The organism is Cytophagaceae bacterium, from assembly GCA_016722655.1.
Classification (GTDB): Bacteria; Bacteroidota; Bacteroidia; order Cytophagales; family Spirosomataceae; genus Leadbetterella.
Genome location: JADKIR010000004.1, coordinates 146,598 through 168,559, shown reverse-complemented (window position 1 = coordinate 168,559; position 21,962 = coordinate 146,598). Strand labels below are relative to the sequence as shown.

The window sequence follows — 21,962 nt, the reverse complement described above, 5'->3', positions numbered from 1 at the left end:
ATGAAAATACTAACCTATATATCGAATCTGCCTTACCTATATATATCAGGTTTTTAGTAAAATGTGTTGGAACCATATTTTTTTTGTCCTAATAATTATTAATTAATGAGTATTCTTTAAAGATTTACATATATAGGATTTACTTTAAAAGAGGAATATTAATTCCAGCCTTATTTAAAAGAGGGTTTAAGGATAGATAAGATAGATAAGATGTTTTCCATTTATGAAAAAGAGAATTTAATAATAAGTTTATAGAATTAAGGAAACCGAAACCATCTAGATACTCTAAATTTTCAAAAGTCGCGTTTACCCTTTTGTATATGAAGTGTTATTAGTAGTGGATTAAATACATCTTTAGTTAAATTTTCAAAAGGGGAAATTAGAAGGCTTTTAGTTTAGGTAAAATCTTAAACATAAAGCTGGATTTCCCTTAAAACTTTAAGGAGTTTTTACTTATTAGAGATTTTTGATTTAAAACGGGCTCTTTGTTTTAGATAGAATTTGACTTTATGTTAAAAAACGGAGGCGAATAAGTTTACGATTATAATTATTTTGATAGTGAGCGAAGGTATTTTTAAAAATAATTCAATTTAGTTATATAAAAAAAGCAAGCCCAAAAATGTAGTAGAATGCTATTTTGGATTAAAAATGCAAGAATTACCCAAAAATGGGCGATTTAAAGAATAGGATTAAATAAAGAAGGTTTATAGAGATACGAAGTATTTAAAAATGTAAGTAATTGGGGTTAAGTAAGTTTAATAAACGGGGTAAAAAAGATATGCAAGTATAATTTGGAAATGCGGAAAAGTAAGTGGTATCTTTGCACTCCCAAAACGGCAGAGGCTAATGAGTTAAAGCAAAAAGAGGGAAATAAAGTTCATAATAATTCTTAAATTTTTTTCTCTTAAAATTTGGAAAGTAAAAAAAGGTTATTACCTTTGCACCCCGGTTGAAAGAGAGGGAAAAAATAGGGAGCTAATAGATAGCACGAGTTCACGATATAAAGTGGAATAAAGTTCATTAACTTGTTGGGGATAGGATAAGAAAACGATTGAAAAAAAGTTGGGATCTTTTCGTAATAAGAAATTACTATGGAGAGTTTGATCCTGGCTCAGGATGAACGCTAGCGGCAGGCTTAATACATGCAAGTCGAGGGGTCAGCAATGACACCGGCGGACGGGTGCGTAACGCGTATGCAACCTACCTACATCAGGGGATAGCCCTAGGAAACTGGGATTAACACCGCATAATATTATTAATGGCATCATTGATAATTGAAATATTTATAGGAAGTAGATGGGCATGCGTAAGATTAGCTAGTTGGTAAGGTAACGGCTTACCAAGGCTACGATCTTTAGGGGCTCTGAGAGGAGTATCCCCCACACTGGCACTGAGATACGGGCCAGACTCCTACGGGAGGCAGCAGTAGGGAATATTGGGCAATGGAGGCAACTCTGACCCAGCCATGCCGCGTGCAGGAAGACGGCCCTCTGGGTTGTAAACTGCTTTTGAATGGGAAGAATGTGTGGCTTGCGAGCTATAATGACGGTACCATTAGAATAAGCCACGGCTAACTACGTGCCAGCAGCCGCGGTAATACGTAGGTGGCGAGCGTTATCCGGATTTATTGGGTTTAAAGGGTGCGTAGGCGGCTTAATAAGTCGGTGGTAAAAGGTAGCAGCTTAACTGTTTTACATGCCATCGATACTGTTGAGCTTGAGTTATTTGGAGGCAGCTAGAATTTCCGGTGTAGCGGTGAAATGCATAGATACCGGAAGGAATACCGATTGCGAAGGCAGGTTGCTACGAATATACTGACGCTGATGCACGAAAGCGTGGGGATCAAACAGGATTAGATACCCTGGTAGTCCACGCAGTAAACGATGATTACTAGATGTTGGTAGCGATATCAGTGTCCAAGGGAAACCGATAAGTAATCCACCTGGGGAGTACGCCGGCAACGGTGAAACTCAAAGGAATTGACGGGGTCCGCACAAGCGGTGGAGCATGTGGTTTAATTCGATGATACGCGAGGAACCTTACCTGGGCTAGAATGTGAGCGAATGATTCAGAGATGGATCAGTCAGCAATGACGCGAAACAAGGTGCTGCATGGCCGTCGTCAGTTCGTGCCGTGAGGTGTTGGGTTAAGTCCCGCAACGAACGCAACCCCTATAGACTGTTGCCAGCACGTAAAGGTGGGGACTCAGTCGAGACTGCCTACGCAAGTAGAGAGGAAGGAGGGGACGACGTCAGGTCATCATGGCCCTTACGCCCAGGGCGACACACGTGCTACAATGGCAGGTACAGAGTGCAGCGAGCTTGTAAGAGTAAGCGAATCACAAAAAGCCTGTCACAGTTCGGATTGGGGTCTGCAACTCGACCCTATGAAGCTGGAATCGCTAGTAATCGCATATCAGCCATGATGCGGTGAATACGTTCCCGGACCTTGTACACACCGCCCGTCAAGCCATGGGAGTTGGGTAGACCTGAAGCGGAAGGTAAAAGACTTCGTTAGGGTAGAACCAGTGACTGGGGCTAAGTCGTAACAAGGTAGCCGTACCGGAAGGTGTGGCTGGAACACCTCCTTTTAGAGATATTCTGATAAAATCAGAAGAAACATAAACAAGGAAAGACGACAAACAACAATTGTGAGTAAGATTTTATCCCCACCGACAAGTTAACCAAAGACTCGGAGGCGAGCCAATCATTTGAGAAGCTTACTTCTGATAGCGGGCTTGTAGCTCAGGTGGTTAGAGCGTTACACTGATAATGTAAAGGTCCCTGGTTCGAGTCCAGGCAGGCCCACAAATTTAAGAATAATTAGTAATTAATAATGTGCTAATTATGAAGTCGAAAAATAGAGAGAGGTATAGATAACGGACATATACCACAAAGGTGAAAGCAGGAAGTGTAAAGCTGATAGCGATAAGCCGTAAGAGTACATTGACATGATGGGAAAGACTGAGAAGAAAAAGAGAGAGCAAGAGAAGGGCGTACGGGGGATGCCTAGGGTCTCAGAGGCGAAGAAGGACGTGATAAGCTGCGAAAAGCTACGGGGAGGAGCACATATCTGTTAATCCGTAGATATCCGAATGGGGCAACCCTCCAGGCTGAAGGCCTGGAACCGCACGATAAGTGTGGAGCGAACGTGGGGAACTGAAACATCTAAGTACCCATAGGAGAAGAAAACAACAGTGATTCCGAGAGTAGTGGCGAGCGAAATCGGATTAGCCCAAACCGGAATTGTTACGGCAATTTCGGGGTTATAGGACTGCATTTAGGAAAGTTTTTAAATTTGAATGACATGGGAAGGTCAGCCACAGAGTGTGATAGCCACGTAAGAGTAAATGAAACTGGACGAGCAGTATCCTGAGTAGGGGGAACCAGAGGAATTCCCTTTGAATTCGGCAGTACCATCTGCCAAGGCTAAATACTCCTGAGACACCGATAGTGAACAAGTACTGTGAAGGAAAGGTGAAAAGCACGGGGAGTACCCGGGTGAAAAGAACCTGAAACCGTACGCCTACAAGCGGTCGGAGCCATGCGATATGGTGACGGCGTGCCTTTTGCATAATGATCCTACGAGTTACGGTCACCGGCGAGGTTAACTTTTTAAGGAAGGGAGCCGAAGCGAAAGCGAGTCTGAAAAGGGCGTTAAGTTGGTGGCTGTAGACGCGAAACCTAGTGATCTACCCATGGTCAGGTTGAAGGTTGGGTAAGACCAACTGGAGGACCGCACCGGTATACGTTGAAAAGTGTTCGGATGAACTGTGGGTAGGGGTGAAAGGCTAATCAAACTGGGAAATAGCTCGTACTCCCCGAAATGTATTTAGGTACAGCGTGGAGGTAAGTATTATTGAGGTAGAGCTACCGATTGGATGCGGGGGAGTCACATCCTACCAAATTCAGACGAACTCCGAATGCGATAATATATACTCTGCAGTGAGGGCTCGGGTGCTAAGGTCAGAGTCCGAGAGGGAAAGAACCCAGAACTACAGCTAAGGTCTCCAAATCTATACTAAGTTGAACAAAGGAAGTCTGACTGCCGAGACAGCCAGGATGTTTGCTTGGAAGCAGCAATCATTTAAAGAGTGCGTAACAGCTCACTGGTCGAGCGGGGCGGGCATCGATAATAAGCGGGCATAAAGTATAGTACCGAAGCTTAGTCAAGACGTAAGTCTTGGGTAGGGAGCATTCTAATTACGGTGAAGGTGATCTTTGAGGGTCATTGGAGTGATTAGAAAAGCAAATGTAGGAATAAGTAGCGATAATGAATGTGAGAACCATTCACACCGAAAGACTAAGGATTCCTCCGCTATGTCAATCAACGGAGGGTAAGTCGGATCCTAAGGATAATGCGAGAGCAGAAGCCGATGGGAAACAGGTTAAGAATCCTGTACCAGTGTATATTACGAAGCGGGGACGGACGCTGGAGCTTAATACGAACCGACGGAAATGTTCGTTGAGAGGAGTCTTCGGACGAATCGAATTAGGGGATAGAGTTCCAAGAAAAGCCGATAAGTTATGGATATACAGTGACCGTACCGTAAACCGACACAGGTAGTCGAGGCGAGAAGCCTAAGGTGCTCGAGTGAATCACGGCTAAGGAACTAGGCAAATTAACCCTGTAACTTCGGGATAAAGGGAACCATCAGCAATGGTGGTCGCAGAGAAATGGCCCAGGCGACTGTTTAACAAAAACACATGGCTATGCGAAGATTAATGTCGACGTATATGGCCTGACACCTGCCCGGTGCCGGAAGGTTAAGAGGGGATGTCATCGCAAGAGAAGCATTGAATCGAAGCCCCGGTAAACGGCGGCCGTAACTATAACGGTCCTAAGGTAGCGAAATTCCTTGTCGGGTAAGTTCCGACCTGCACGAATGGTGTAACGATCTGGGCACTGTCTCAGCCGTGAGCTCGGCGAAATTGTAGTGACGGTGAAGATGCCGTCTACCCGCCACGGGACGGAAAGACCCCGTGAACCTTTACTATAGCTTAGCGTTGTGACTGGGTATCTGATGTGTAGGATAGGTGGGAGACTGAGATGCGGCGTCGCCAGGCGTCGTTTAGTCAACGTTGAAATACCACCCTTTGGATATTTGGTTTCTAACCCTGGAATGGGGACACCGCTTGGTGGGTAGTTTGACTGGGGTGGTCGCCTCCAAAAGAGTAACGGAGGCTTTCAAAGGTTCCCTCAGCACGCTTGGTAACCGTGCGATGAGTGCAATAGCAAAGGGAGCTTGACTGCGAGACAAACAAGTCGAACAGGTACGAAAGTAGGATATAGTGATCCGGTGGTTCTGCATGGAAGGGCCATCGCTCAAAGGATAAAAGGTACTCCGGGGATAACAGGCTGATCTCCCCCAAGAGCTCATATCGACGGGGAGGTTTGGCACCTCGATGTCGGCTCGTCACATCCTGGGGCTGGAGAAGGTCCCAAGGGTTCGGCTGTTCGCCGATTAAAGTGGCACGCGAGCTGGGTTCAGAACGTCGTGAGACAGTTCGGTCCCTATCTGTGGTGGGCGTAGGAAGTTTGAGGGGTTCTGATTTTAGTACGAGAGGACCGAATTGGACATACCGCTGGTGTATCTGTTGTCTTGCCAAGGGCACGGCAGAGTAGCTAAGTATGGATGGGATAAACGCTGAAAGCATCTAAGTGTGAAACCCGCCTCAAGATGAGACTTCCCTAGAGGAACGTTGGAGATTACGACGTAGATAGGCTACAGGTGAAAGTGCGGTAACGTATGCAGCCGAGTAGTACTAATGAACCGACTGAGCTCTTTATATTTTTAAAAAAAACTTATTCTTCACAGTCTTTCCTTATCACAATGTTATATGAGTTGCGAGTAATGAGTTACGAGTAGCGATTAAAGACATAAATGTCAAAAAGAAAACAAAACGCCGGAGCCGACAGCAAAAGCTGAAAGCAAGAGCCATAAAGAGATAAAGCAAAATCGGGAGATTAAAGCTTAAGGACCTTCATGGTGTCAATAAGGAGGGGCCGTCCTCTTCACACAAACCCCCGGCCACCCAACACCTCTTCACAATTCGACCATAAAAGATTAATAGGGCGGGTGAACACCTCTTCCCATTTCGAACAGAGCAGTTAAGCCCCGCACCGCCGATGGTACTTGGATCAAACCCGGGAGAGTAGGTAGATGCCAGTTAATTATTCAAAAACCTCAGCAGTAATGTTGGGGTTTTTGTGTTTTAGGGAGTTGATAGAAGATCTGAAAAATTACGGATCAATCAAAAAAGTTGGGGGGATAAAGAAAACTTATTTATTTTGGGTTCTAAATAATAGAAATTGAACCAAGACTTAGGATCAATCAAAAAAGTTGGGGGGATAAAGAAAACTTATTTATTTTGGGTTCTAAATAATAGAAATTGAACCAAGACTTAATCCAATTACTTCTACCAGAAGGCTTATTTGAATACTTTGAAGTAGTTAAAGTAGAAAAATTAGAAAGTTCTTTCAATATCCATATTGCAGAACGAAATCTAATTCCTAAAGAATTCGAAGGTCAAAAACTTGAATCCAAAGGGTACTTTGAAGAAGAATCTGTGAGGGATTTTCCACTTCGTGGCAAGGCTTGTTTTTTGAAAATTAAGCGACGCAAATGGCTCAATCATGACACAGGAAAAATAGTTTACAGAAACTGGGATTTAGTTGCTTCAGGAACGCGAATGACATCAGAATTTGCGGCTTTTTTAAAAGGAGCTTTTAGATAACACACCTATTAGTTGCAAAATAATAGGTGAATTGTTTCAATTAGACGGTAAACGCCTACAAGAGCAATATGCTGCCCACCTGAGTGGATACACAACTTGGGTTCAACGAGAACATGCTCAACAGTGGATACTTTTTCCCGAAAATATTGGCGAATATTTATCATTAGACGAGACCTGTCTTTCAAATGGTGATTTGTATACTATACTTACAAACAAAGCGGCAAAGGGCAAAAAGGGAGCTTTAATTGCTATGGTGAAAGGTACTGTAAGTGATACGGTCATTGAGGTTTTGTACAAAATCCCAGAGTCCAAGAGGAAGAAAGTAAAAGAAGTAACATTGGATTTAGCCCCAACTATGGAACGAATCGCAAAGAGAAGTTTTCCAAAAGCTAAACTGGTATCTGATAGATTTCATATCCAAAAACTAGCTAATGATGCAGTACAAGAAATCAGAATCAAACATCGTTGGGCGGCAATAGAACAAGAAAATAAAGAAATAGAATATGCTAAAGAATTAAAGAAAAGATACGTTCCCGATGTTTTGGAAAACGGCGATACCTTAAAGCAACTATTAATCAGAAGCCGATTTCTTTTGCATCAAAGAGAAAATAAATGGTCTGCTTCTCAAGTACACAGGTCTGAGGTTTTATTTAGACTATATCCCGATTTAAAACAGGCCTACGACCTCAGCATAGAACTATCCAATATTTTCCATCAGTCAAAAAATAGACTAATAGCATTTAAAAAGTTAGCCTTATGGTATAATTCAGTAGAGAAGTTTGAGGAGAAAACATTCAATACCATCGCCAGAACTATTCAGAACAACTATGAATACATCCTTAACTACTTCGATAATAGAAGTACAAATGCTTCAGCAGAGTCTTTCAATGCAAAAGTAAAAGCACTAAGAAGCCAATTTAGGGGTGTAAGGGATATTAGCTTTTTCTTATTCAGATTACAAAAAATATATGCGTAATCCCCCCCCAACTTTTTGGGTTGATCCCAAATTAGTAAGCTAAATCTCAGTCGAAAGACTGAGGGGGATGAGTTATTAAGTTGATCAGTTTTTACTTATTACTGAAATTATTGCGATTAATATTCTTGACCACCTGAATTATTTTAAAACCCAACCTTTACAGCTTGTAACATGACACCCCTTGGAAACTGTGGACCGTTTTTTCTTAGTTCAAAGGGTCTTTCGGGAACTCTCAGGAATGTATCAATTTCACGAGTACCGGTATTTACCCAAATACTTTCAACAAACGGAAGATTGTATCCCCCTTTCCAATTCAGATTTATCCTTTTAACTTCAGGACTTTTGGTATTGATGAAATAAAGAGCAGTCGTATATCCCACCGGATCACTCTCAATCTGCATAACCCGCTTTTTTACCTCAAAATCAGATGAGACACCGTTAATGGCAGCATTTGCAACTTTGTCCAGAAACTTATTTCCGGTTTTTAGCTGTTCCTGAGGAAGTTTTTCAAGATTTATACTCAATTCAGGGGTCTTTTTTGCTACCAAATTGTAGGTATCAGAAAAGTCTCTTTCCAGGAGGCTGTATTTTTGTAGTGTCAATGCCGAATTATCCTTTGGTTCTTTGGCTATTAACACCACCCTGCCGTCTCCAATATTAAGTACTCTAAAATCCAGTCCCTGCGATGGCATATTGGGGGGCATAAGGGTATTAGCATTAAAATATGCAGTTATTTTTCCATCGGCTCCCAACTGGGTAAATCCATATCCTTTAAGGGCACCTCCTGGAGCTCCCATTCCATAGTCAGCACCATAGAGCAGGCTATTACCATCGGGCAAGCTGATCACATAAGAATCCTCATGACTTCCGCCCGACTCCGCTTTCCCTTCGGCTGTGTAAACTTTGAGTGTCTTTTCATGAGACCGTTCCCATTGGGTTTTGTATTTCAAGCCATCTTTGTTAATTTTCAGATAATGAAGCTGAAACTTCAATCCTTTTCTGAGATTCAGTTTTAAAATTGTCTCCTGATCATTGACCATTATTTTTACCCCGTCAAACATAAAGTCTTCTACATCCATTTGGAAATCATGCCGATAAACCAGTTTTCCTGCAAGGTCAAACCTTAGTAGCGTATATTTATTGCCTTTTTTGCGGTCGGTGGCGGCATTGCCCACCAATATTGCAAAGCCATCACGCTCAAGAGCAGCATTAAAGCCAAAGACCTCTTTTGTGGTTTGTTTTCGGGCTTCAGTATAAGACAAAATACCAAAATCCTCAGGAATACTCAATTTTTCCATCTGTGTTTCTTTCAGAGTACTGTCTATCCTGATGGTGGTAATTACTCCTTTTTCTACAGGTTTAAGATATACCACGGCATAGTCTTCTGTCTGGAAACTCACAGGGATCTTACTATCCACTTGCATGGTCTTTTTCTGGCTTGAAGTTTTGCGGCTTGCATCCTCTGAATAGCGGCCATTGTAGGGCTCAAACACTGCGGGTTGTTTAAAAAACTCCACTTCCTTTACATTGGGTCTGTAAAACACCGCCACGGTTTTATTAAGCCCTGTGAAGTTTAATGCCTGAGGCTGGGCGGTAAGCAGCCTGGCATAGTCGCCTGCTGTTTCGTCTTCGCTTAGTATTTTTTTTGTAGCGGTTGATACCCCACCTCTTATGCTGGTGATCTCCCAATGTTTGTAGCCAAATGGCTGCACCAAAGTACGGGTAAGGCTGAATATTTTCTCTTTTTCTACCCTTAGACCTATTGGACTGTAGGAGATTTGGGCCAAGCCCGGCAATGATTGTTTCGTGGAAACAAGTCCTTTGGGAGCGGTAACTTTATCAATGGTAAGATAACCCCAGTATTGCTTAAACACATTGACCTGATAGCCATCGGAGGTGGGCAAAATAGAGGAAACAAAGCCCTTTGTTTGGAGCTGCCCCTGACCGCGTGCCAGCTCATCTTCATTAATAGTGAAGAGGGCAAGGGAGTCAACTCTTTTGAGCTCCTGAGCCATGGAAGCTGTGCCAAGAAAAAAAACAAAAAGCGATGTAAAGTATAATTTTAGGTTCATAATTTATTGTGGTTGTAAAATCTTGTTTTTGTCTTTTTTTTTAAAAATTAGTTAATTTTGTTGTAGTAATTTTTCTGATTCATTTTTTTCTTCAAGCTTACTTTAATGTCAATCTGAGAAATAATATTTGGCACTTACTCTCTCTATATTTTTTTTCCTCAAAAGCCTTTTTATTGCTTGAATTGGGCGATATGTGAGGTTTGTTTGATCATTTGTTTAATTTTATTTTCCAATATGGCACTTAGTACAATTTCAATACTTACGTTAACATTTTAAAAATTTATTTATGCTATTTAGTTTGATTTAAAGGCTGAAATTTCCTTAATCTAATTGTGGGTATTTTATTCAATTCTAACATCGAATCTTTTGGTTTTAAAATTATTAAACTATCGGAAATGCTTTTAACATCGTAAACCAAATCCCTAATATTTAATTCTTTATTTTTCAAACGCCAACCTTTAATTTTGAACTCTAAATCATTTTTAAAGCCATCTTTCTTTAATTTGCTTTTTATAATTTTTTGGTCATTTGGGCAAAGTATTCCATTTTCATTTATACCACAAAATTCAAAATCTTTATTTTGTGAAAAGTGCCATAGCATAATTTTAGACGAATCTATTTGATCTCCTTTAGTATAGATATAATCTGTCCTATTATATTTAATTGATAGAAATTGTCCTGGTTCAATTTCCTCATACCAAAAGCTATTGTTTAATAAATAATCATAATTCTGAAAATTATTACATGACACAAATAATAAGCAATTTGTGACAAAAATTAAACTATTTAACCCTGTAATAATAAGTTTTCGTTTTCTCATCAATATCTTTTTCTATTTTTAATTTAAAATCTTTTTGTAAAGTTTTGTTAATTTCTTCTAGCAATAAAGGCAATTTATTTAATCGTGTAAAAGGTTCTTCATTTTCTGAATTTTTTAAATATTCAGCAATGCGATATATACTTTCAATTTTCCAATAATCTGGAGTTTTTTTTATTGAATTATGTTTGACTTGGAGGAAACATACATATGCATGAACCAAGTTACTTGACATAATTAAATTTCTATAAATCCAAATGTATTCTGCTCACAATTATTTTATTTGTATCAATTTGATTAAGATTAGTTTCATAATTGTTAAAAAAAATCCCGTATCTAACATTTTTGCTCAATATTTTTTTTACCTGAACTATTTGCAATTCTACTTTTAAATTCTCTTTTAAATCAATATCAATAAAACCACCCTCAAAAGACATCTTAAAAATTTTCGATCCTCCGAAATCTTCAATAGAAATTTTTCTAAAAGCAACAGGTATGTTTTTATTAAGTACTTTAATGCCTTGTACTTGAGTATGACTAAAATCGTTCGTTTTTTGAAAATATATTGAATCAATTTTTAAATACTGGTGTAAATCGGTAAAAGAAACAAATACTTTACTTATCTCGAATTTCTGATTTGGATTTGCATCCTCAATCACAATTTTATATATGAAGAATATGATTAGAATGAAAGCACTTGCCGTCAAAGTATATAAAATTCTATTAATATTCATATTCTTTAGTAAAATCAAAATTACCTTCATTTTTAAATTTATTAATCCATTTTCGTCTATAATTCGGGTTATTAATTAATCTCCTGTGAATCAAATTACTTACATTCCACAAAATTCCCCCCCCCGCTGCCGCACGATTGCATCGTGTGGTTTCTACTACCTCTACTTTCATATTCACTATTCAAAATATTCAAAAACACAAATATTGTCTAACATCCCTTTTCTACCACCATAATCCACGGTACTGGTATATTTATAATCCTGTGGTTCAAATACTATTCCTTCTTCCACCGGATTATTGTGGATATAAGTAATCTTTTGCTGAATGACTTTAGGCGTCCAAAGCTCAATTGGTTTGTTATCATGCCTCCAAAACTGATAATTCTTTACATTGCTAGATTTAATTCCAGCCTCTTCAAATTGCTTTAAAAGAAAATCTTTTCTGCTTTCTCGAGGGTTTTCTTTGATGGCTTTAATAATTTCTTTACTCGTAAATCTTTTGAAATCACCAAGTAATAATTCAGGTTTTGTACCTTCTATACTCCTAAAAACCAAATGAACATGAGAGCTCATAATACACCATGCAAATATCTCCATACCTTTATTTTCTTGACAGTATTTAAGGCTTTTTATAAGTATTTCTTTATACTCATTTCTTATAAATACATTCAGCCAATTAACCACTGCAAAACTTACGAAGTAAAGGCCATGCTCATTATGAAATTTGTAGTTTCTACTCATTTTTTAAACTCTTGGTTTATTCCTTTTTTACCGTTGCTTTAGCATTTCAGCTAGCCACACGATGCAATCGTGCGGTAGCGGTGGAAAGAATGAGGTAGCTGGGTAAAAACATTCGCACTTAAAATTTTTTCATCATAGTTCTAATCTATTACTTATCCTTATACGTAATTTTGTATCTTCATTAATTTTTAGCTTTTTTATTTTCTTTCCCCTTCAACTCAAAAGAAATTTGTCTAAAAATAAATTTATTTATAATTTCAATTTGTTTATTTTCAGTCAATTGAAAAAAACACAGTATCAATATGATAGAATATTTGGCCAATTTTATTATTTATTGGATTAAAATGTAAGGTTTGAATTACTTTAGTTCCTAATTTCTGAGAGGAACAATTTTTTATGGGTATTACCATTGTTAGAGTGGCCTCGTTTCCCCACTTAACATCTGTAAATCGCATTTCAATACTATCGAAACAAATACTCGGATCATTTGAATAAAATGCTAGGCTATCAAAAGATAATCTTTCAGCGAGAGGGTTAAAAGTAATACTAACTTTACTTATTTTCAATATTTCTTTTGAGTCACATCCATTTATACCAAAAAAGGCTAAACTTAAAATAAAGCTAATTGAAGCTAATAACCCCATTTTTTTATACTTTTTATCTTGAGAAGTCATAACCTTGTTTTTTAAAGTGGTTAATCCAATAATTGTATTTAGAACTGTTATTGAAATCTTTTTTAAGTCTATGAATTAGGTTTCTTAGGTTAGCCTGAATAATTTCAACCCTATAACGGACTGTACAAAGTATATAGCCGGTTAAATTTATTTGCTGATCATAAACTTTTATATGTTTTTCAATACCTTCAATTGTTTTATCTTTATGACTATCAAATCCAGCTAAATGCAAATATTCATGATAAATTATACTTTTAATATTACTTATATAGCTAGGTAAAGTACCAATCTGCCCAAATTGGGTTATATAAATAACGAGCATTTTTTTATCAACAATTGCCCACCAATCACTTTCATCTGTATTCTCGACATAAGAATTAGGGTGAAAATTGAAGGCAGCTAATCCTCCTACTTGGAAAGAAAACTTTCCATGGTAAAGTTTTGATCTATCCAGATGAAGATCATCAAAATACTTTAAACATATTTTGTTTAACCCTTCGAGTTTAGATTCCGTATTTATTTCCCAATCTGTAATTAATATAAACTTACCAATCTCAGTTTTTATAATTATTCTAGGGTAAACTCCCCCATTTGATGTATTGACATAGTTCCCATTTTCATCAAACACATCTCCAAAATATGGGTTTAGACCTGAATTCTCAGCTTTGTTATCAAGATTATCCAAGTCGGCAGTTACAGTAGTTACATCGCAAGATTGGGTAGAGGAATTAGCAGAAATTCTACTTCCGGCTGGAATATCAGGATCGCCTACCAAACACACCATTCCGGTAATAGCCCGGTCATAAGCTGCTAACTGTTCGGTCTTGTATTCCTGGGTAAAATCTCCGGTATTAATATCGGCCTTGGCATTTCTTAATTCGGTTACTTTTTGTCTTAATAAAGCCGCATTTTCGGTGGCATTAGCCAATAAATCTTTGATTTCTGTGAGTAAACTATTAAGCCTGTCAAGTACCATACCTACATCGGCTACACTACTCCAACTTGGATCATATTCTGTTATAACAGTACCATAGTACAATTGGTAGCATTGGTTAATCTTTATCCCCTCAAACTTCACTGAGATGGGTATCTGTATAGCCAGGTTATTGCTCAATTTTAAGAAATTAAATATCAGCTTACCCTTGCCTTTCCAGCCGGCTGCCGGGGAGCCGCTCTCCATGTCTGTCACCACCACGGTGTAGTCAGAGGTGGTAAACTCATCGCCTACGGCGAGGTTTTGCAGGTCGGTCTGGTTGGCATCAATAGCACTGCCTCCTGCGGTACCACAGGCGAAGTTATCACCCACCACGGTACACGGCTGTGCAAATATGTCGATGCTTAGTGGGCAAGTTATGGAGTTTTTACTGGCTATCACCTGGTAGTGACCCATTTTTTGGTGGTAACACGGTACTTTTTGTTACATCGGGTCTTCCACCAGGTTTGAATTGGGTCCATGTGTAATCCATGGTTTTTATCACTTTACCGTCGAGAGTTTGTACCTCAAGCACCAGCGGTTCATAAGTATCTTTGGTGCCCGGTTTACGGGTGAGTTTATTGGTTTCAATATTGGTAACGGGGTTATAAGATTTTATATATAGGTTCTCACAAGCACTTATGTCAAGTGAGGTCTTCACATCAATAGCACAGGACCCAAAGGTCACTTTGCAGGTATATTCACCGGCATAAGCTTCAGTTACACCAGCCACCTGCAGCACCCTGGAGGTAAGGTTAGTAAATGTAGCTCCGGCTGGTACTGTCCAGAGATAGGTATAATAGCGAAAATATACAAAATTATTTCTCTTAGTTTGGCCGAAAAGTAAATTGTAGTTAATTGTTGAATTTGTGGAATATTTGTTCATTTTAAGTAGCATTTATTTGGTGGTTTTTGATTCTATATGAAAAGATTATTATTGTGGCATTATTTGTATTTAGTGATAAAAAGTATTTGTTATGATTTATTTAGGACAGTTGATTGCGTTACTAAATCAAGTATTTATACAAAAAGTATATTATTTGTTGTTAAAGGTAAAATGTAATTCTAAAATTTTAATTATCTGAGGCGATTTTTTTTAATTACGATCAACGAATTTTTCCCGGCCAGGGATAGCAACGGAAAGCCCGCAGTGCGGCAGGGGTGTGCGGGAGTCGGACTTGTAGTGAATAGCCCGGCCACGCTTTTGGCGTGGGGCCGCCAAAATTATACTTTTACATCTATTCTAAAGACTAATTTTAGGTTACATTACAGGCTTCTTTGCCCACCATTCGTCATTTTCCCAGAAATTGTCCCAACCGAGGTGAAGGTATTTTTTATTGATTTCTATGTCTCGCTCTCCGAAACTAAAGTCTTTCAGGATATTGTTGGCAAACATGAAGAAATCGCGGCCAAATACATATGGTTTTTCGAGTTTGCCGGCATAGATTTTCCAGGTACCTTCTGATTTGAAACCACCACCTTGTACGGCAGTATTTGGACTGTAATACCAATAATCCAAAGTTTTGGTACTGTCTATAGAGAAATCCATGAGGAAAGTGCCAGAAAAAGCTCCTGCATGTTTATCGAGGCTATCTTCTTTCATCGTAAGTTTTCCTCTTATTTCATAAGTATTTACCGGTGTTTGATACACTTCCTTATAATTAATTAATGGATCTACAAATTCAAAAACGGAGTCAATTACAATCATTCCTTTAAAGTCATCTATATTCCCCTTGAAGTTTGTCATGCCGATTAAGTAATATTTCTTGCTGTCGAGACTATCTTTCCATGCTTTTTTGAAATATATCTGAATGCGATAATTGTCTTTACCAAAGAACCCATTGAAGTTGTTGGAATATTCTCCAAATTCATCGGTATTCACCAGCAGTTTTGACAAATCCACTTCATTCAGGATTTTTTTATCTTTCAGGATAGTAAATTTTGGTAGGGAATCATTGGGTACATTAGCGACTCTAAGCGTATCGACGGCCTCTTTATGTGTAGTAACTGCACCTTGCTTGTCTTTAGGTTTAAAACAAGAAAAAGATAGGATGGAAATTAAGATAAATACGAAAGTCTTGAAAACGGTTTTCATGTTGGCTATAAAAGGGTTATTTTGATTCCAAATTTTTGATGAAATATACTAAGGTTTATTTGCTCTTTGATATTTTCAGGAAATTTAGGAAAAATTTATCAATTCCAAGCATCAGTAAGATTTCAACAATAAGAATATTTCCTACCCATGAGAGCCAAACTACGGAAAGGTAGGTTTCGATAGGTGCAGTTCCCAGATATTTTATCATCAAAAAACTCTCTCCTCTCAAGCTAAACGCTGCCCAGGTAACCGCTAAACTACGGATCATCCACCGCAAATGAAGATTTATTTCATTTTTTCGGATGAAAAACCAAGCTTTTAAAGTAAATATTGCCCAAATAGTACTTTGCAAAAAAAATGCGATTTTGGCTGAAAGACCGCCATTGGCAAAAAATGAAAGACCCATTCCTGATGGTGCAGCAATAAATACCAATAGCAACACATAAAGTTTTCCCAGAAGTCGATGAAAATTTAGTTTTCTGAAAAATATTGGTAAAAGAATAAGAAATCCTAAAACCCAAACAAAAAGGCTACTGATGATATGAAGGTAAAATGAAAATTGGAAGAGGGGCGTTTCTACAGTTTTTATTGTTTTTGTGCCCAAAAAACCATGTCTCAGGTCAAATCCCAGATAGGGAAATGTATTGGAGGCCATAATCCAGGCAAAAATGGCCGGTACCAGAAGGAAAATTAGATAAAGAACATTTTTTAATTTCAAATTCAGGCTATTTTCTTTTTACAAAACTACCAAATCGTCAACATGAACAAGAATAGTATTGGGAGTTTTTAACTCTGATTTTAGTTTTTCTGCTGAAAGACGAGCAGTTCCCACCGCGATGGTATTTTGTTCATTATCAATAATTTCAACAATTTCACCCACCTGAAAATCGCCTTCAAATTCCAAAATTCCCACACTCAAAAGGCTTTTTTTAGAATGGATTGCCGCTACCGCACCCTTGTCAATGGTAATTTTCCCTACTGTCATCCCGCCGCTTGCCATCCATTTGTTTCGGGCGGAGATTCTGCTTTTTTCGGGTAAAAAACTGGTGCCTGATTTTTGTTGAAGTGCATTGATGATACCATCGGGTTGTTTCATGCCAAAAATGCTGACTTTTATGCCCATTTTGGTGGCCAGATGCGTAAAAGTAAGTTTGGAAGCCATTCCTCCAAGACCCAACGAACTTTTTGATTTATTAACCAGACCCATGGTTTCGGTATCGATTTTTTCGACTACATCCACGATTTTCCCTGAGCCGTCTAAAAGTCCTCCACTGACGGTACACAACAATAAATGAGTCGCACCAAAACCTCCCGCTATAAGAGTTGCGAGTTCGTCATTGTCCGAAAACTTGAGCTCACGGTTGCTTACTACGTCGTTTTCGTTGGCGATAGGAATGATATTATTTTTCCAGAGCTCTTCATAGGTAGCTTTGAGCTGTAGAAATTGTTCGCGTTTGGCGAAATGCTGCCTTTCCAGTAAACTTTGGGCTACCACGATGCCATATTTACTGAATTCTGCGTCATACATTTTCAGCAACAACGGATTTCCAATGGCAGCGGCAGCTTTTCGTTGATTGATATTGCCTTCATATTTTTTGATAAACTGCTTTCCTGCCCCTACCGCACCCGAAGAAACTATGACGATTCGAAAGTTTTTATGTAAAATACTGATCTGCCGGGCAATTTCAGACAATATATCCTGATCAGGGGTACCGTCGGCTTTTGTAATGGAAGCAGTTCCAAATTTTATGACTAATAATTCTCTTTTCATTTCTGAATTTTCATTCTTCGATATTTGTCGGTAAACTTACCTTTTGCTTTGGAGTTTTGTTTTTAAGGTTTTCCAAAAATTCCAAAGATTCATTTATAGGATCAAAAAATTCAATTTTGTAATCTTCATGAATCTTTTGATATTTATTAAGCATGGAAGAGACTTTTCTTCTGATAAAAATCGTCAGCTTCTCGGTATCACTTCGGAATTCGTTTTCAAAAGCATCCTGATGGTATTTGCACGTGATGTACGCAGCTCTTACACTCAGCCTAACCTCACCGATTTTGTCACCGGTTATTTTATGGTGATGACTGATTTTGGAAAATATTTCCCTCAGTCTTAACAATACAGTTTTATTGCTTTGCCCTCGCCTTTTATATAAATATTCATCAATATATTCATAGATTTCGGATTCCCTCAGTTTCAGATCAATTTCAGGGTGTTCCAGTAGTTTGAAGTGAAGTTGTTCAGTCAGAATTTTGTCTTTTCTGATGAGTCTCAATAATAGTTTGTTCCGCTCTTTGACAGGAAGGTTGAGAATAGCATCTTCCAGCTCGTTATCGATGATTTTTGACATATCACAAAACCATTAAAACTCTCCAAAAAGACGCAATTACAACTATAATAAGTGCGATAGGTGTTAGAACCTTCCAGCACAGATAAATTAACTGGTCGATTCTTAACCTTGGAAATGTCCATCGAACCCACATTTGCACCAACATTCCAAAATATGCCTTAGCAATTAGCCAAAAAGCTCCCCAAAGATGAATACTGAGACTTCCGGGGGTACCGGTAGTAAAGTCGGCAAGTTTCAGAGGGCCGATATTGGGCAAAGGAGTATTCCATCCACCAAAAAATAGAATTGCAGCCAAAAATGCCATCAGGAGCATCATGCCGTATTCTGCCAGGAATAATATTGCCCAGCGAAAACCTGAATATTCAGTATGAAAACCTGCGATTAGTTCTGATTCTGCTTCCGGTAAGTCAAAAGGTGCACGGTTAGCCTCTGCCAACCCTGCAATAAAGAATATGATAAATGCAATGAATAATACAGGACTGCGGAAAATATTCCAGGTTAGAAAACCGCCCCATTGGGTAGTTTCTATTCCTAATTTTTTTATTCCAAAAAGATAATTTGGGCTTTCAGAAAAAATTCCCTGCTGAAAACTCATCTCCTGCAAATTGAGCGTAGAAGTAGTAATCACAACTGCTAAAACCGATAAGCCTAAAGGGATTTCATAGGAAATGATTTGAGCGATTGAACGCATGGAGCCTAAAAGTGAATACTTATTGTTTGAAGCCCAACCCGCCATTAAAATACCGACAATATCTAGTGAAACTACGCCCATCAATAAAAAAATACCGGTTTGTAATCCTGAGCCTTGCAAAACCGGGTTAACAGGTAATAAGGCATAGCCTGTAAAAATGGCTCCAAAAATGACGTACGGGGCCAATTTAAATAGTTTTTTATCAGCAGTAGCCGGTATTATATCTTCTTTTTGGAAAAGTTTCATTAAGTCGGCGATAAGCTGCAGTAGCCCCCACTTACCAACTTCCATTGGCCCCAATCTATCCTGAATAAATGCAGAAAGCTTACGCTCGAGGTAAACGCTGATAATAACGTTTGCCCCAACTATGGCTACAAATATCAGGATAGGTAAATACATGCTTAGAATTCAGCGTTTTTAGGTGTACGAGGGAATGGAATCACATCGCGGATATTGCCCAAACCGGTTACAAACTGAACCAATCGCTCAAAACCTAAACCAAATCCTGAATGGGGAGCGGAACCGAATTTGCGGGTTTCCAGATACCACCACAGGTTTTCGGGGTCTATGCCCACTTCGTTGATTCTATCAATAAGTTTTTCGTAATTATCTTCTCTTTGTGAGCCACCAATGATTTCTCCAATTCCCGGGAACAATACATCCATTGCTCTAACTGTTTGTCCCGGAGTGTCACCTGATTCATCATTTTGCTTCATATAAAAAGCTTTGATGGCTTTAGGGTAATTGATCAAAATCACAGGTTTTTTGAAATGTTTTTCTACCAAATAACGCTCATGTTCTGATTGCAAATCAATTCCCCATGAAACTTCATATTGAAATTGCTTTTTCTGGGCTGGTTTTGATTTTCTTAAAATTTCTACTGCTTCGGTGTAGGTCAGCCTTTCAAAGTCATTATTTACAACAAAATTCAGTTTTTCAATCAAAGAAAGATCTGAACGTTCATTCTGAGGTTTTGCTTTTTCTTCATCCAAAAGTCTGGTTTGCAAAAACTCGAGATCATCTTTGCAGTTTTCCAAAGCATAGTTGATTACGTATTTTACAAAATCTTCAGCCAATTTCATGTTGTCTTCCAACTCAAAAAATGCTACTTCAGGCTCAATCATCCAGAATTCTGCCAGGTGACGTGTGGTATTGGAGTTTTCGGCTCTGAACGTAGGGCCAAAAGTATAAATTTTAGAAAGTGCCATAGCACCTAGCTCGCCTTCAAGCTGTCCGCTTACTGTAAGTGAGGTTTCTCTGCCAAAAAAATCTTGCGAAAAGTCCACATTCCCATTTTCATCTTTTGGTGCTTTGTTGGCTTCAAAAGTGCTCACTCTGAACATCTCACCGGCACCCTCGGCATCAGATGCGGTAATAATTGGTGTATTGAGATAGAAAAATCCCTGTTCGTTGTAAAATTTATGTACAGCAAAAGCCAAAGCATGTCTAACCCTGAAAACAGCTCCGAAGGTATTGGTTCTAAAACGGAGGTGGGCTTTTTCTCTTAAAAACTCAAGACTATGTTTTTTAGGTTGAATTGGGTAAGTTTCATCAGCAATACCATAAATTACCAAAGATTCAACAATTATTTCAGATTCTTGACCGGCACCTGCCGATGGGGTGAGTTTTCCTGTGACGCCAATACAAGCCCCTGTAGTTACTTTTTTTAGTGTTTCTTCATCCGAATTATTTACATCAACTACCGCCTGAATATTCTTGATGGTAGAGCCGTCATTGATATTGATAAAAGCAATGTTTGCCTGACCTCTTTTGGTTCTTACCCAGCCTTTGGCTGTGATAGTTTGATTTTCGGGTTTTAGTTGAAGAATTTCCTTAATCTGCATTTTTCTGATATATTTTTCTGAAAAAAAATTTCCGCAAAATTAAGGATTTAAGCCCAAAAATGTTTGAAAAGGGCGTATTTATGAAAAAGAAAATTAATAAAACAGCTTGCTTCAGGTTTAAGGAAACTGTTTTCCCTCTTTATCGCAAATCTTTGTGCTTTTCTTTGGCTTCTGCCTGCTCTTTTGCAAATTCAATCAATGCCGGGAAGTCAAGCTGAGAAATCATTTTCTCCTGATTTTCAAGTGCTTTTTTTACTGGAATCTTGAAATTGGTCTTGATATTTAATCTGTAGAACTTATTCAAATCTTCCCCTGAAACTGTTTTTTCGGGTACACAAACTTCGTTGTCAGCCCCGATAGAGGCCTGAATGTCATCAATTAATAGCGGATAAATGCATCCATAAATATCGTAAACCCTTTTTATCAGTACTTTACGGCTAGGATATTTTGCTTTTCCAGACCACCAAAGGTCTTTTACTGCGTTCATGGCTTCATAATTTTTCTCCAATGTTTCAACTACTTCAAGTCCGTTAAGTAATTCGGTAACATTTTCAGTCATGGCAATTTCATATTCTTTTTCACTTGCCAGTGCTTTCATGCCCAATTGTACACCTGTCAGATTAGAATAAGCATCTTCCACCGAAAAACTAGAATATCTTTCTGGTACTAGTGGGATGTAAGAAGCTCCATACCAGGTAGATACCTCATGCCAAACCGAGAGGTCATAGGCGATTTTACCTGCCAAATGAATGTAATCCTGTTCCTGAAAATTTGAAGGGACATCGATTTTGAGTACTTTTTGCCCACCTTCATTTCCAAGTTTCAGAGTAATTGGCGAGGGCTCCGATTTCATTAAAACATACATATAAGCGGTAATGTCGGCGATATCACGCAAGTGCCCCATATCAATAAACCCGCCTTTTTTTGTATAAACTATTCCGTTATTTTCATGTTTACTGCCCATAAACTTGTGCTCACCTATTTTTTCTCCCGAAGTTATGTCAGAGACTTTAATAAAAGTTAGTCCGGCAAGAGGTACTTCGGCACCGAAACCACAGCAGGTTCTTATTATTCTTGGTGGTGGATTTTTTATATTGGAAATATGGGGCGGTTTGGCAAAACTTGAAGTAAAAAATACTGTAATTAAAAGCCAAATCTGAAGTAATTTCATTTGATGGGTGTTTATTCCTTTTGTTGTTTTTGTTGCAAAATTACAATTATAACGTGGTTTTTGGCTCAGAAATTCCCTTTTTTAATCAT

At 38.6% G+C, this 21,962-nt stretch carries 17 protein-coding genes, 1 tRNA gene and 3 rRNA genes; 6 read left to right on the top strand and 15 right to left on the bottom strand.

Going from position 1 to position 21,962, the window contains the following annotated elements; all coding sequences use genetic code 11:
* Positions 1–1,088: 1,088 nt before the first annotated feature.
* The 6 genes from IPP61_01395 (at position 1,089) to IPP61_01370 (ending at position 7,713) form a co-directional block, all read left to right on the top strand.
* Positions 1,089–2,590: ribosomal RNA gene (locus IPP61_01395) — 16S ribosomal RNA — on the top strand.
* A gap of 143 nt (positions 2,591–2,733) precedes the next feature.
* Positions 2,734–2,807 (top strand) — tRNA-Ile (locus tag IPP61_01390).
* A gap of 170 nt (positions 2,808–2,977) precedes the next feature.
* Positions 2,978–5,790 (top strand): 23S ribosomal RNA (locus tag IPP61_01385).
* Positions 5,791–6,060: 270 nt separating this feature from the next.
* Positions 6,061–6,172, top strand: a 5S ribosomal RNA gene (gene rrf, locus IPP61_01380).
* The 16S, 23S and 5S rRNA genes sit together here with 1 tRNA gene alongside, the layout of an rRNA operon.
* Before the next feature lie 220 nt (positions 6,173–6,392).
* A complete protein-coding gene (locus IPP61_01375) occupies positions 6,393–6,737 on the top strand; it encodes a transposase (GenBank protein MBL0323829.1) in 345 nt (114 codons plus the stop codon).
* 7 nt (positions 6,738–6,744) lie between these two features.
* On the top strand, positions 6,745–7,713 hold the full coding sequence (locus IPP61_01370; protein MBL0323828.1) for a transposase: 969 nt from the start codon (positions 6,745–6,747) through the stop codon (positions 7,711–7,713).
* 143 nt (positions 7,714–7,856) lie between these two features.
* On the opposite strand, the gene IPP61_01365 is transcribed toward IPP61_01370, so the two are convergent.
* From IPP61_01365 to IPP61_01295, 15 genes are all read right to left on the bottom strand, one after another.
* Complete coding sequence (locus IPP61_01365) at positions 7,857–9,785, bottom strand: hypothetical protein (protein MBL0323827.1); 1,929 nt, start codon at positions 9,783–9,785, stop codon at positions 7,857–7,859.
* Between the two features lie 289 nt (positions 9,786–10,074).
* Positions 10,075–10,605 carry a hypothetical protein gene (locus tag IPP61_01360; protein ID MBL0323826.1) on the bottom strand — a complete coding sequence of 177 codons (531 nt, stop codon included), beginning with the start codon at positions 10,603–10,605 and terminating at the stop codon, positions 10,075–10,077.
* Positions 10,568–10,837 carry a hypothetical protein gene (locus IPP61_01355; protein ID MBL0323825.1) on the bottom strand — a complete coding sequence of 90 codons (270 nt, stop codon included), beginning with the start codon at positions 10,835–10,837 and terminating at the stop codon, positions 10,568–10,570. Before IPP61_01355 ends, IPP61_01360 begins: the two co-directional genes overlap by 38 nt.
* Before the next feature lie 10 nt (positions 10,838–10,847).
* Positions 10,848–11,366: a hypothetical protein gene (locus IPP61_01350; protein ID MBL0323824.1), complete on the bottom strand. Its 519-nt coding sequence runs from the start codon at positions 11,364–11,366 to the stop codon at positions 10,848–10,850.
* 147 nt (positions 11,367–11,513) lie between these two features.
* Positions 11,514–12,077, bottom strand: a complete 564-nt coding sequence (locus IPP61_01345; protein MBL0323823.1) for a transposase — start codon at positions 12,075–12,077, stop codon at positions 11,514–11,516.
* Positions 12,078–12,349: 272 nt separating this feature from the next.
* Positions 12,350–12,751 (bottom strand): hypothetical protein, encoded by a 402-nt coding sequence (locus IPP61_01340; protein MBL0323822.1) that lies wholly within the window; start codon positions 12,749–12,751, stop codon positions 12,350–12,352.
* Positions 12,735–14,141: a hypothetical protein gene (locus tag IPP61_01335; protein ID MBL0323821.1), complete on the bottom strand. Its 1,407-nt coding sequence runs from the start codon at positions 14,139–14,141 to the stop codon at positions 12,735–12,737. Before IPP61_01335 ends, IPP61_01340 begins: the two co-directional genes overlap by 17 nt.
* Positions 14,113–14,622 (bottom strand): hypothetical protein, encoded by a 510-nt coding sequence (locus IPP61_01330; GenBank protein ID MBL0323820.1) that lies wholly within the window; start codon positions 14,620–14,622, stop codon positions 14,113–14,115. The genes IPP61_01335 and IPP61_01330 overlap by 29 nt, the downstream gene beginning before the upstream one ends.
* 363 nt (positions 14,623–14,985) lie before the next feature.
* Complete coding sequence (locus IPP61_01325; protein MBL0323819.1) at positions 14,986–15,819, bottom strand: hypothetical protein; 834 nt, start codon at positions 15,817–15,819, stop codon at positions 14,986–14,988.
* A 55-nt stretch (positions 15,820–15,874) separates the two neighbouring features.
* Entirely contained in the window at positions 15,875–16,537 is a 663-nt protein-coding gene (locus IPP61_01320; GenBank protein ID MBL0323818.1) for a DUF2306 domain-containing protein, read from the bottom strand.
* A gap of 18 nt (positions 16,538–16,555) precedes the next feature.
* Positions 16,556–17,590, bottom strand: a complete 1,035-nt coding sequence (gene proB / locus IPP61_01315) for a glutamate 5-kinase (protein MBL0323817.1) — start codon at positions 17,588–17,590, stop codon at positions 16,556–16,558.
* 10 nt (positions 17,591–17,600) lie between these two features.
* Entirely contained in the window at positions 17,601–18,167 is a 567-nt protein-coding gene (locus tag IPP61_01310) for a hypothetical protein (protein MBL0323816.1), read from the bottom strand.
* A 1-nt stretch (position 18,168) separates the two neighbouring features.
* Entirely contained in the window at positions 18,169–19,257 is a 1,089-nt protein-coding gene (locus IPP61_01305; GenBank protein ID MBL0323815.1) for an NADH-quinone oxidoreductase subunit H, read from the bottom strand.
* A 2-nt stretch (positions 19,258–19,259) separates the two neighbouring features.
* On the bottom strand, positions 19,260–20,702 hold the full coding sequence (gene asnS / locus IPP61_01300) for an asparagine--tRNA ligase (GenBank protein MBL0323814.1): 1,443 nt from the start codon (positions 20,700–20,702) through the stop codon (positions 19,260–19,262).
* A gap of 139 nt (positions 20,703–20,841) precedes the next feature.
* Positions 20,842–21,873, bottom strand: a complete 1,032-nt coding sequence (locus IPP61_01295) for a DUF4056 domain-containing protein (protein MBL0323813.1) — start codon at positions 21,871–21,873, stop codon at positions 20,842–20,844.
* Between the last annotated feature and the right edge of the window lie 89 nt (positions 21,874–21,962).